Origin of the sequence: Acinetobacter sp. WA-87 (assembly GCF_039938935.1) — a bacterium.
In the GTDB taxonomy this organism is placed as follows: domain Bacteria; phylum Pseudomonadota; class Gammaproteobacteria; order Pseudomonadales; family Moraxellaceae; genus Acinetobacter; species Acinetobacter seifertii.
Window position 1 is genome coordinate 521,421 of the sequence record NZ_JBDUVF010000002.1, and the last position, 12,728, is coordinate 534,148.

The window sequence follows — 12,728 nt, forward strand, 5'->3', positions numbered from 1 at the left end:
GAGGGCGTCATATAGTATGATGACGCCCTTTTGGATATATCCTTATGGCGGTTATTTTTTTAGAATCAAAAGACAATGCAAAAATTAAACATTTGCGTGGTTTAATTGAACTCAATAGCGCCCGAAAAAAGCATCAGCAAACAGTTCTTGAAGGTACTCACCTTTGCCTAGCTTGGTTACAACAGCAGAAAAAGCTCTTTTCGTTGTTTACAACTGAACAGGCTTTGGAACATAACGATTTAAAGAAAATTATCGAACTTCATCAGGGTCATGTTTTTATTATTAGTGAAGTTCTATACAAAGACTTAAGTACCTTAGGTAATACTCTTCCTTGTTTGGCTATTATTGATTTACCTAAAACAGCATCAACGATTGATTATAGTTTAGACACTCTAATTCTCGAAAATGTACAAGACCCAGGCAACGTAGGTACATTATTACGTTCAGCAGCAGCAGCAAATATTAAACAAATCATTTGTACCCAAGGCTCTGCCTCCCTCTGGTCTCCTCGCGTTTTAAGAGCAGGTATGGGAGCTCATTTTAGCTTACATTGCTTTGAAAACTTTCAATTGACCGATATTCTTCCTAAATTCGATATTCCTGTTTTCGTTACAAGTTCTCATCGCTCAACCAGTCTTTATTCAAAAGATCTTTCAAAGCCATGCGTTTGGATTTTAGGCAACGAAGGACAAGGCGTAAGTGATTATGCTTTAGAGCATGCGCAGTCGGTGACAATACCGCAGCCCGGTGGTCAAGAGTCATTAAATGTAGCAATTGCAGGATCTATTTGTTTTTTTGAAATGGTTCGCCAACGCCAATAAAACGTTAATTTATTTTACATCGCTCATATTTGTGAAAAAAATCATTTACACTACTAAAAAATAGCCGATTGTTGTCAACCTCCCACCTCTTTTCAACGTTATATAAGAGATATATTGAAGATAAGGTGGGTACGTCCAATGACAGGATTTTCCATCTCCATGGATTTAGCACCGAAAAAGTCTCGATCGGAAGCATCTAGTGTTCATGCCAGCACGGCTGAGCAACGCCTAAAGGTTTTTATGCAAGATGTTACGGGTCGTGCTTTGGTGATGATGGAGAGTGCTACCCAAGGTCAACAAGGCATTGCGATGGACTTGGTTCAAGAAGCATTTATTGCTTTACACAAGTCTTACGCCGATCGAAGTACTGAAGAATGGTATCCGCTGTTTTATACTATTCTAAATAACAAGCTTCAGGATTGGCGTCGTAAAGAAGCACGTCGGGCAAATCCATTTTCATTCTTCAAAAAAGTTAGTCTAGACAATGATGATGAAGAAATCATTGATGTTGTCGATGAAAAAGCAATCAATCCAGCAGATTTTCTAGATCAAGCAGTGACGATAGAAGAGATACGAGAAGCGATTGCAAAACTACCTGTTCGTCAACAGCAGGCTTTCATGTTACGTGCTTGGGAAGGGTTTGACACTCATACTACAGCACAAATCATGAACTGTACTGAAGGTAGTGTCAAAACCCATTATCATCGAGCAATTCAGGGACTTAGAGAGTACTTAGCACATTTAAATCCCATGGGAGGTTCTAATGAATCATGATGATTTCACTAAAAAGGTGACGTCTAAACTCGATAGTTTGGCTGATCACCATAAAAATAAAACAGTGGTAATGAATCATGTGCTTGACCATATCCAACAGAAGCCAGCATCTTACTATAGTGTCTGGAAAATGACGGGTTTCGCACTTGCCGCAGCAATTACTGGTTTTGTCATTTTACCAAATTCAGCGGAGTTGATCGAAAAGCCACAAAATCAAGTTATTGTAAATCCTAAATTATCGCCACAGATGGTTGAAGATTTAGAAATGCTGATGGTGTTGGGTGAGGATAAAGTTCAACATGGTAGCTAAAAAGTTAGCACTTATCCTTTGTTCATTAAGTTTCCTGCAAACAAGTTTTGCGGGTTTTGAACGTTTCTGGATTTTTTCTAAAGATGCCAATACACAAGTAGATGATACTTGGAATGCTATGTCTGAAGAAGAACAACGAGCTGTAATTAAGCGCTATCAAAGCTTAAAAGAATTACCAGCGAACCAAAGCGCTAATCTACAACAACGCATGGATTGGTTCAACCAACTCCCAGATGCAGAAAAGCAGAAAATGCGTGAAGCTTGGCAAAAAATGAGTACACAAGAGCGTAATGATTTACGTCAGCGTATGCTTAAAGCAAGTGCAGATGAAAGAACAGCTATACGCGAAGAATATATCAATAAATATTTAGAACACTAACCTAAATTTCTAATAAAAATGCTTGTTTTGAAATCCGACTAGCAATAAAAAAGCCTCCTATGGAGGCTTTTTTATTTTTTCTTATTTACGATAACGTCTATAAGCAATCAAACCTAACAGTGATGCAATAGAGAGAATGCCTATACCTCCCCCACCACTTCTTGAATCATCAGTTGTAGTTGCTGTACTTACTAAATTAATCGTTCCTGCGCTAGCTGAAATAGTTCCATCTGCATCGTATACATAGTAGGTCAATGTGTCATTGAAAGTATTAAACACGTTGCTCGCTTGAATATAGATGTTACCACCATAGCAAGTATTACCACTATCATCTTTAGGACACGGACCTTCCCGATCTGCTTTCACTACCTTGAAAATACCGTCTTTTGAGGTTTTGCTTGGTATATAAATTGGTAACTCCACACCTTGATCATTTACCCAAAATTTAGGTTTATTTGGTTTAGTCTTAAGTGTGTTTACAGGACCATCCCCATCATCATTAGCATACTGCAATAAATTTAAGGGAATGATTTCATTTGCTAAATACTTAAACGTTACCGTACCATTACCGGCAACGGGTGGAATATTATCAAAGCGAGCTTCCAATAGCCCAGATGATTGTGTGGTTCCATCTTTACTGCTAATCGTATATTTACAATAGTTATAATCACCAGCTTGGGTAATAATATCATCTGATCGATAGAATACAATTTGCTGCAAAGCAGCATTCCATTCACAAAAGAGTCCATCATCTTTTTTAATGCTGGTAACTTTATCGTCGATTAATCCGGTTCCAACAGTTTCAAGATTAATATTATAATCCGTTGTATTAAAGAACTTTAAAACATGATTACTATCTTCATTTGGCAAAGGCAAGCCATTTGCTTTCAAATCAATATAGATTGCTCGATATTTTGCATTTGCTTTGGTTTGATCAAGAAGGTTTTTATAATCTGCTGAATCAATTTTTAATACATTCAACAAATACGCATAATCTGGATTCAATATATTCTTCTGAACCGTATCATATTGAGATTGATACTTAGCCAGCAAATCCGTAAGAGAGGTATTACCTAAACCTTTTATATCACCAGCAGTAAGTTTCATTAACTCGACTGAGCCAATATCACAACTATTACGACTATTTGGTTGATAATATAATTTACTGTCCGCAAGTCGTGATAAACCTCGTTGGTCTATAGACGTACAGGTATCTTTACCTTCAGGATCTACATCTACTAGATTTTTTCCACCAATATTATTTTTTGGATAATAAATGGGCAAAAAACCAGTTTCTGGAGCAGATGCATGTAAAGGTTCAAGTAATGCATTAAAAGACTGACCAGCTATATCAACAGTTCGGTGTGTAGCCGTGAGTGTTTCTGTTGGTAAGTCACATTTCGCTGAATCATTTGTCAGATTCAGAGCATTAAATGATAGTGCGAAACCAGCATTTTTTAAATCAGCCGCAGGTCCTATAAAATAATGACAAGCATAGGTTCCCAAATTATAACCAATTACATTAAACCTTAACTCTTTACTTCCCATAGTGTCATATAAGAAGGTGCTATAAGCGTTATTTTCAACAATAGTATTATTTTTTAAAGATAAAGTACTGTTAGCGCTAAGTATGGTTGAAGGATTAGGAGTACCGTTTGGAGTAGCATCACCGGTAAATTTCAAAATACTGCCATTTACTGTATTTGCAATATTTTGAGCAATGGTATTAATTGTAAAAGTTGCTTTTGGCTCCCCGCAAAACTCAAAAGTATTATTAGAGCTATTCGAACCATTCTTGATAATACTAGAAGAGGTAAATGTTACTTCCCGTTTTGCATAGGCTGTACCATTCCAACAGCTCATCGAAAGCACACTTCCAGATGTTGCTGTATTACCTTGAATTAAAGAATGTGTTGTAGACAAATTAACATTATCACCACCCAGAAAAATTGCTCCTCCTTTTGGAGCTTGAGAGTTTAATATCTGAGTATTGAGCAATGTGACATTGCCACCAGCATAAATCGCACCGCCAAAATCTGGTGCTACACCATTTTCCAAAATAACGTTTTGAATAAATAGAGGCTGTTTATTTACGGCTGTGTTGAAAATACGCGATTTTCCAGCAGCATTTATTATTGTCTGTAACGGTTGTAGTGCTGGATAGTCATTGGTTAACACACTTTTTTCTGACCAATTTTTATCTTGATCTTTTTCACCGAACCCATAAATTGCTATATCTGCATTTGGAACCAATTCTTTGTTTAATGTATAAGTTCCTGCTTTTAATTGGATCACCTGACTTTTAGAAGTGTTATAAACTGTACATCCATAGTCAGATCTTCGTGTTTCAGCAACTTTTATCGCTTCCCTTAATGAACAAGCATTAGGGTTTTCACCATCTTCATCCGCAAAAGTTGTCACTTCAATTCTTTGATTTGCTGTATCGGCAAAAAGAGGCATAGCCGCTAGCACAGCTAATGCTAATACTGCTTTTTTATAATTTTTCATAGTCCTCATCCCTGATTATGACTTGAAACGGCGTAATGCAATTAATCCAAATAACCCTAAAATTAATCCACCACCGACACTTCCCCCGCCACCTGTACTCACAGATTTATCTTCAATACCAGATACAGGTTCTTGGACTACAGTTGCTGGAATCGAGACATATTGGAAATACGAGCCATCATTAAATCTCGATACACTCGTAACTACTTGAATACTAAAAATGTCTGCGCCATGCCAGTTTCCATTTGGTGTGTAAACAACATTTCCATTTTGATCTATTGTGACGCTACCTTTAGAGACTGGTGTATCGGTACTTTGTTTTATTTTCAAACAGCCAGGTTGCCATTCTTTACCATCAGGACGGTCACCAAATAAACGTTTACATGTAGCAGGTGTGACCAAATCGGCTTCACTTAAGGAGTTTAAAATATTAAATTTTGCAACTTGGCCATATTTAATATCCTGCCCCACTGTCGCAATTTCATTATTTAAAATATATTCGATTGCACCTAAGTCACATAGTTCATCGTAACCACTACGATTTTTTCCACGTTGGTCAAGTCTTTCACAACCAGCCAATCCAACCGATGAACCGTCACTATATAACCGTCCTTTATTAATAATTAAAGAATCAGCTAGGCTATTATAACTCTCAAGCAGGCGAGGCTTAAAAAATCCAAGAAAGCTATCTTTCGGTGTGCTAAATGGACATAACAACCCCTCTTTTGCTGTTACATCACAGACACCTTCATCGGTATCTCCAGCGATTAACTTTTCACTAGCAGGAAAAAGGATATTAGGTAACTTTGCAGTAGTATTGCGATTACAGTCAGAAATAACTAAATTACTTTGAATAACAGTCTTGTCATCCGTATTTGCAGTACAGTTTGCAGTATTGCCAACTAAAATGCTGTTAGAAATAGAAGCATTTCCTTGAGGAGCATCAAGAAACAAGCCTGCTGCATTTTTAATCATTGTAATATTATTAACAAACATTCCATCTTTAATGTTTGCAATAAAACCGACTTTGTTATGAAAGAATGTACTGTTACTAAAACCTATGGCACGTATATTTAAATACCCACCAGTACTTTCATCATCAAATTTCGTTGCACCATAAAATAAGGTTCCATCTGCTGAGGAAACTTCATTATCACGTACTACAGATTGGGTTACTAAATACAAAGGTTGCTCGCTATAAATAACGCCACCTTGGGTTGCTTTATTATTTTGAAATAAACTATTTATGATAGTTACAAAGCCAGCTGTTTGACCGGTTTTAGATAATAATCCTTGATTGTAAATTGCCCCACCCTGATTCGCATATCCGCCAATCAACCGAGAGTTTTGAATAGTGAGTTTTTCATGGTTTAAAATTAAACCGCCTGTTAACACATTAGAGTTTGCGCCTGCACCTTGTAAGTTAAGGTCACTCAAGGTTACAGCAAATGATGGTTTTTCAACGCTACCATCATCAATTTTAAATAACTGATCTGTACCTACCATTTTGATGGTTGCATTATGAGAACCAGGCTGATCAGTATCAACTAATGTAGAATCATTTTTTACTGTACTAATGGTAAGGGGAGCTGTAATCGTTATTTTGCTATTTAACGTATATTCGTTATCACGCTGCAAAATAATATTTGATGAGGAATCTTTATTCCCACAGCCATGATAGCCATTTGCATATTTTTCAACATCAGCAGCGTTTGATGAACCACGATAATTCAGAAATTGTACCGCTTCGCGTAAGGTACATACCGTATCATCTTTATCTTCATCAACTAAACTTGTGACTTGAATATCAGCAGAATAAGCGTGCCCAGCAGCAGCCAATAATGCAAAAGCAATGCTCCGTTTGAGCATACCCTTCTCCTTACCTATTTTTTTCATTTTTCTTTGTCAATATTGCAAAGTTTTAACTTTTGCAAACGCATCCTTTGTGCGTACTTTGTCACAGGAGTCAGAATTTCTCAAGATGTTTTGATCGGTCTATAGTGTCATTTTAGATAAGCAGCTTTATAAATATTTGCTTAATTAAACATCTATTAATATATGTAGATTTTACTTATCTAAAAATTTATTAGTGCACTTTAGAATTTAAATTATAAGTAGTTAATAGATGAATATTTTTTATAGTAAAGTACAGGCTTAAGCTAAAAATTAAATTTTTTATTGTTGATACTCATCAATTAAAGCATAGATTTGTCTTAAAGTTGCATTTGACAGCTTCGTCTTCTCACCTTTAAGAAGTTTCTCTAATTGAGCTACCGTTTGCAATAATACAGATGCTTGATGAGGTCCATGCAAAAGCAAATAATCTACAATCTGCTGATCGAAATGGATCCCACGTCTAGACATTACAGACGTTACTAAAGCATAGCGATCAGCATATAAGCTTCCGCTTGGCACTTTTACACTCACTGCTTGCGTAAGTCTTGATTGTAAATCTGGTAACTCTAATTTCAATTCAATCGGCGCAACACGCGAAGAAAACACGAGTTGCCCTTCATGATTATTCATTAAGTGAAAAACCGCTTTTTGCCAGTGAGGCACACCACTAATTGACTCAATATCATCTAAAGCAACTAGGTCATAGTGCTCTAAACAAGTAATTGCCTCAATTGGAGCGTCAAGCAGTTCAAGCAGAGAAACTTTTATTGCAGACTTGCCTACTTCTAAATAAGAATCACAAATTGCTGATAGCAAATGACTCTTTCCCGTTCCTGCTCCACCATAGATATAAAATCTATTCACTAGACCTGTATGTAATTGACGCACTGCATCAACTACATGCCCCCAACCTGGTCCCGAAAAATCACTGATTCGAGCATCAAGTTGAGGTTCTATATCCAGTTGGAGTTGACGCATATAATGAATTGGCCTTGAAATTATTTCTGATCTTAAAGATTCGGTGTATCTGTATCTTGCTGTTTTTTAACTTCAAGATCAAGTTTAGTATCTTCAGTTTCTATATGAATTTGCTCAATATTGCCTTCTTGGATCACTAATGTAGAAGATGGTGCATATAATGAACTCTTTTCATAGTTTTCTCTTAAATGTTTTAAGAGCACTACAATCACAGCAGCTACAGGTAATGCGATCAACATGCCTAAGAAGCCAGCAAGTTGTGCACCTGCCAAAACGGCAAATACGACAGCAACAGGCGAAAGACCAATTTTATCACCGAGTAAGAATGGTTGCAGAATGTAGCCTTCTACTGCCTGACCAATCATAAAAACCACACCAACCAGTAATAAATGCATCCAATCCATTCCAAACTGGAATAAACTTGCAATCACAGCGGCAATAATACCGACCGCAAAACCTAGATATGGAATAATACTGGCAAGGCCTGCCACCATACCAATAATTAGCCCGACCTCTAACCCAATGACTTGAAGACCTACCGCATAGACGATACCGAGTAAAAGCATTACGAGGAATTGTCCCTTAACAAATGCTCCTAAAACACTGTGACACTCACGAACAATTTGCAAAGTCGTTGCTTCATACGGACGCGGAATGAGACGACGTAAGTTTTGTAGCATACGGTCCCAATCAAGCAAGAAATAGAAAGCAATAATTGGAATTAAAACAATTGTTCCGCCAATCTGAATAAAATTCAGACCTGATTGCGCAAGCTTTAATAAAACAGCTTGAATACTGTCTGCGCTATAATTGGTCTGGACATAATCCATAACTGCTTTCGACATTTGATCGGTGTCAATTTCCATTTGCTGGACATGGAATGTTGAAGAAATCCATGGTAATAGCTCTGCATTAATCCAATGAATCCCAGCAGGAATACTATCTCGTGCATAAACAAGCTGTTTCCAGATGAGTGGAACTAAATACCACAAAGCTACGGTTAAAGTTACACCAATACCGATAAAAACAATGCTAATTGCCAACCAACGAGGGAGCTTAATTTTTACTAGAACATCGACCAGTGGACTAAATAAATAAGCCAGGAAAAAAGCACCAAGAAATGGAATGACCACAGGCTTGAGCAAGTATAATACCCATACCAGCAATACAATACCTGCGAGTAAGAAAATACGGCGCAGCATACGATCTTGCATAAAATCTAGCCTTTTTTGATTTAATCGTTATAAATAGAAAAATATTTTTATTAAAGATAGCATTTTCGAGCATAAATAACATAAGAGTTTCGTATATTCAGGTTATAATCTGCCGCCAATGCGGAGACTTCATTTATGAGCAACTCAACTTCTACCCCAAATACCGGCTTAAGCTATAAAGATGCGGGTGTTGACATTGAAGCGGGCGACGCACTGGTCGATCGTATCAAGTCAGTCGCTAAACGTACAACTCGTCCAGAAGTAATGGGCGGACTTGGTGGCTTTGGTGCACTATGCAAAATCCCTAAAGGTTACGAAGAACCAGTTTTGGTTTCTGGGACCGATGGTGTAGGTACTAAATTACGTTTAGCACTTAACCTTAATCGTCATGACACAATCGGCCAAGATCTTGTGGCTATGTGTGTAAACGATCTTTTAGTTTGTGGCGCAGAACCATTATTCTTCCTCGACTATTATGCTACTGGTCACTTAAATGTAGATGTAGCTGCAAACGTAGTTACTGGTATCGGTAAAGGTTGTGAACTTGCAGGTTGCGCACTTGTAGGTGGTGAAACAGCTGAAATGCCAGGTATGTATGAAGGCGAAGATTACGATCTTGCTGGTTTTGCCGTAGGTGTTGTTGAGCAAAGCAAAATTATTGATGGCTCTAAAGTAAAATCAGGTGATGTACTTATTGGTGTTGCATCAAGTGGTGCTCACTCAAATGGTTATTCATTACTACGTAAAATCTTAGATGTTAAGAATGTAGACTTAACTCAAGTGATTGATGGTCGCCCACTTGCTGATGTAGCAATGGAACCAACACGCATTTATGTAAAACCAGTTCTTGAGCTTTGCAAACAAGTTGATGTACATGCTATGGCACACATCACTGGTGGCGGTTTACCGGGTAACTTACCACGTGTATTACCAAATGGCGCTCAAGGTGTAATTAATGAAGCTTCTTGGGAATGGCCAGAATTATTCAAACTTCTACAACGCGAAGGCAATGTAGAACGCTTTGAAATGTACCGTACCTTTAACTGTGGTGTAGGTATGGTGATTGCAGTTGACGCAAATGATGCAGAAAAAGCAATTGAAGTGCTTAATGCTCAAGGTGAAAAAGCTTGGAAAATCGGACATATCCAAGAAAATGCTGAATCAGTGGAAGGTGCAGACGAAAAAATTCGTGTGATCTTTGAATGATGAAAATTGCTGTTCTAGTCTCTGGGAACGGCAGTAACTTACAAGCCTTGATAGATGCACGTCTATCAGGGCAAATTGTAGGTGTATTGTCTAATAAAGCCGATGCTTATGCCCTAGAGCGTGCTCAAAATGCCAATATCGCGACAGCGGTAATTTCGCATAAAGACTTTCCTAGTCGTGCCGATTTTGATGAAGCGATGCATCAGCAACTTATGGCTTGGCAAGCTGACGTTGTTATTTTAGCTGGCTTCATGCGTATTTTAACTGCTAACTTTGTCGATAAATGGCAAGGTAAAATGCTCAATATCCATCCTTCGCTATTACCTGCTTATAAAGGTGTTAATACACATCAACGTGTATTAAATACAGGGGATCGATTGCATGGTTGTACAGTTCACTTTGTAACTTCTGAACTTGATGCTGGTCAAGCAATTGCTCAATCTGCAATTGAAGTCAAAGAACATGACAATGTTGCCTCTTTGGCAGAACGTGTACATAAACTTGAGCATTTTATTTATCCTCAAGTTGCAGAATGGTTATGTAATGGCCAACTGACATGGAAAAATGGACACGCCTATTTCCGTAATCAAATTCTTGAACACCCTATTCGTTTTGCATCTTGGTAAAAGGTTTGCCCAACGAAAATTAAAAAAGGACATGCATGCATGTCCTTTTTTATAGAAATCTTATTAGCGTGAATTGCTATGAATAAGCTTCTTAATATAATTCACTGTGTCAATCGGATGCTCTAGTGGGAACATATGCCCTCCTTCAACAACACTAAATGGAATTCCCATTTTACGCTTTGCCATTTGAGGGAAACCTCTTTTTAAGAAGGCACTTTCTTTTCCTACAACTAAATGTACAGGCATTTTTGGTTTTGGCATAGGTAGCCACCACCAAGAAGGATTTTTACGGAATATCGCAACTTCATCTTCACGAGAAATAGTGAGAGTTACGCCGCCACGTACCGAATCTTCTTTCAAAGCATAATCAATGTAAGCTTGAAAGCAGTCTTCATCAAAGTCTTTATAAAAACCTTTTGGACGCAATAAAGAAGCCGCTTGCTCACGTGACTCCCAATGTTCACGACGACGTGCAGATAAACCCGCAGGTGTCATGTCATCGACTATTTTAGGTTTAAACAGTTTTGCCATATGAAAAGCAAAAGAGTATCGACCCAAAATAAGAGGCGGATCTAACATAATCACTTGTGAGAAAAGCTCAGGGCGTTTAAAGGATGCCATTAAGGTCAAAACTGAACCCAGCGAATGACCAAGTCCGATCACCTTTCGCCCTTTAGCTTGACGAACAATACTATCAATCACCTGATCAACCAAAAAAGGCCAATGATCGGTAATTGGATAACGTTTGTCAGGACCAATAAGAGGAACATAAATGACGTCATACTCATCTTTTAATTGATCAAACATTTTTTGATACACCATAGATGGCACACCATTAGCATGCGCAAAGTGTATAACCGGTTTTACTGACATACCGTTATCCTGATTTAAATTATTGTAGCTTGGCGTTTTGACTCGTCTCTAAACGTTGAGCAACCGACTCACTTAAGCCTTTACCCATTTCTGCACCCATTCGACCAAGAATAGATTGTAATGGGTTACGTTCAATCGTGTAGTCAACTTTATTATCAAGCTTCAGTTCACGCATCAAGCTCGTAATGTTACCTGAACGGTCAGCAACACCTAACTGGATTGCTTGTTCACCAGTCCAGAAAAGACCAGAGAAAATAGCAGGATCATTAGATTTTAAGCGTTTCCCACGTCCTTCTTTCACTGCATTAATAAAATGAGTGTGGACGTTATCGAGTACAGATTGAATGTGCTCTCTTTGTACAGGATTGATAGGTTTTGTCATACTTAAAATGTCTTTATTGGTACCCGCGGTTAAAGTACGGTCTTCAATTCCAAGTTTTTGAGCTAAACCAGTAATGCCATAATTTGGCATAATGACACCAATTGAACCGACCAAACTTGATGGATTCACAATAATTTCATCAGCAGCAGAAGCAATATAATAAGCACCAGAAGCACCCATATCACCAATTACTGCATAGACTTTCTTATCAGGATGTTCTTTTTTCAAATAGCGAATTTCTTGCCAAATTTCGTCTGACTGAACAGGAGAACCGCCAGGAGAATTAATATTAAGTGCAATTGCTTTGCTATTTGAAGCTTCAAAAGCACGTTTAAGCGCTTTATTTGTATCTTCACTATTTACCGCCTGATTGCTTGAAGCATCAATGGTTCCAACAATATCAACCACAGCCAGATGAGCACTACTACTGCTTGCTGCAGAGCTTTCTTTGCTGGTTGAGCAACCTTTACCCATTAATACAACAATGAACAATAGATAAATAAAAGTAAGTGTTTTAAAGAATATACCCCAGCGACGACTACGGCGTTGTTCTTCCACAGAAGCGAGTACAGCTTTCTCAAGGATTTGCCATTCTGGTCCATTCTGTTTAGGGGTTATAGGTTCATTTTGTGGTTTTGGTGGCCAATCGGACATAAAATTCCAATCCAAATCAATCGAAATGATGTCATTATATACATTGATTTGATAAAAACTGTCTAAATAATATGATTTCATTTATAATATTTTTGTCTTTTTTTACT

Annotated in this window: 12 protein-coding genes; 6 read left to right on the forward strand and 6 right to left on the reverse strand. The window is 37.7% G+C overall.

What is annotated here, in order from left to right:
* Positions 1–44 precede the first annotated feature (44 nt).
* From ABFY81_RS09430 to ABFY81_RS09445, 4 genes are all read left to right on the forward strand, one after another.
* Entirely contained in the window at positions 45–821 is a 777-nt protein-coding gene (locus ABFY81_RS09430) for an RNA methyltransferase (protein ID WP_077169603.1), read from the forward strand.
* A 159-nt stretch (positions 822–980) separates the two neighbouring features.
* Complete coding sequence (locus ABFY81_RS09435) at positions 981–1,595, forward strand: RNA polymerase sigma factor (protein ID WP_019457282.1); 615 nt, start codon at positions 981–983, stop codon at positions 1,593–1,595.
* Positions 1,585–1,905, forward strand: a complete 321-nt coding sequence (locus tag ABFY81_RS09440) for a hypothetical protein (RefSeq protein ID WP_019457283.1) — start codon at positions 1,585–1,587, stop codon at positions 1,903–1,905. The genes ABFY81_RS09435 and ABFY81_RS09440 overlap by 11 nt, the downstream gene beginning before the upstream one ends.
* Positions 1,895–2,284 (forward strand): DUF3106 domain-containing protein, encoded by a 390-nt coding sequence (locus ABFY81_RS09445; RefSeq protein ID WP_004699871.1) that lies wholly within the window; start codon positions 1,895–1,897, stop codon positions 2,282–2,284. Before ABFY81_RS09440 ends, ABFY81_RS09445 begins: the two co-directional genes overlap by 11 nt.
* Positions 2,285–2,365: 81 nt before the next feature.
* Here ABFY81_RS09445 and ABFY81_RS09450 read toward each other — a convergent pair whose 3' ends face one another.
* The 4 genes from ABFY81_RS09450 to cxpE all read right to left on the reverse strand — a co-directional run bounded on the left by ABFY81_RS09450 (position 2,366) and on the right by cxpE (position 8,880).
* On the reverse strand, positions 2,366–4,792 hold the full coding sequence (locus tag ABFY81_RS09450) for a CSLREA domain-containing protein (RefSeq protein WP_347913615.1): 2,427 nt from the start codon (positions 4,790–4,792) through the stop codon (positions 2,366–2,368).
* 15 nt (positions 4,793–4,807) lie between these two features.
* Entirely contained in the window at positions 4,808–6,661 is a 1,854-nt protein-coding gene (gene rbtA, locus ABFY81_RS09455) for a rhombotarget A (protein ID WP_347913616.1), read from the reverse strand.
* A 306-nt stretch (positions 6,662–6,967) separates the two neighbouring features.
* Positions 6,968–7,666, reverse strand: a complete 699-nt coding sequence (gene hda / locus ABFY81_RS09460; protein WP_347913617.1) for a DnaA regulatory inactivator Hda — start codon at positions 7,664–7,666, stop codon at positions 6,968–6,970.
* Positions 7,667–7,698: 32 nt separating this feature from the next.
* Positions 7,699–8,880, reverse strand: coding sequence for a chloramphenicol efflux transporter CxpE (cxpE, locus tag ABFY81_RS09465; protein ID WP_049064268.1), 1,182 nt, complete (start codon positions 8,878–8,880; stop codon positions 7,699–7,701).
* 135 nt (positions 8,881–9,015) lie between these two features.
* On the opposite strand from cxpE, the gene purM reads away from it, so the two are divergent.
* Together purM and purN are read left to right on the forward strand one after the other, a co-directional pair.
* Entirely contained in the window at positions 9,016–10,086 is a 1,071-nt protein-coding gene (gene purM / locus ABFY81_RS09470; RefSeq protein ID WP_347913618.1) for a phosphoribosylformylglycinamidine cyclo-ligase, read from the forward strand.
* Positions 10,083–10,712: a phosphoribosylglycinamide formyltransferase gene (purN, locus tag ABFY81_RS09475; protein ID WP_347913619.1), complete on the forward strand. Its 630-nt coding sequence runs from the start codon at positions 10,083–10,085 to the stop codon at positions 10,710–10,712. The genes purM and purN overlap by 4 nt, the downstream gene beginning before the upstream one ends.
* 63 nt (positions 10,713–10,775) lie before the next feature.
* On the opposite strand, the gene ABFY81_RS09480 is transcribed toward purN, so the two are convergent.
* Positions 10,776–11,585: an alpha/beta hydrolase gene (locus ABFY81_RS09480; RefSeq protein ID WP_347913620.1), complete on the reverse strand. Its 810-nt coding sequence runs from the start codon at positions 11,583–11,585 to the stop codon at positions 10,776–10,778.
* A 19-nt stretch (positions 11,586–11,604) separates the two neighbouring features.
* Positions 11,605–12,621: a signal peptide peptidase SppA gene (gene sppA, locus ABFY81_RS09485; protein ID WP_019457289.1), complete on the reverse strand. Its 1,017-nt coding sequence runs from the start codon at positions 12,619–12,621 to the stop codon at positions 11,605–11,607.
* Between the last annotated feature and the right edge of the window lie 107 nt (positions 12,622–12,728).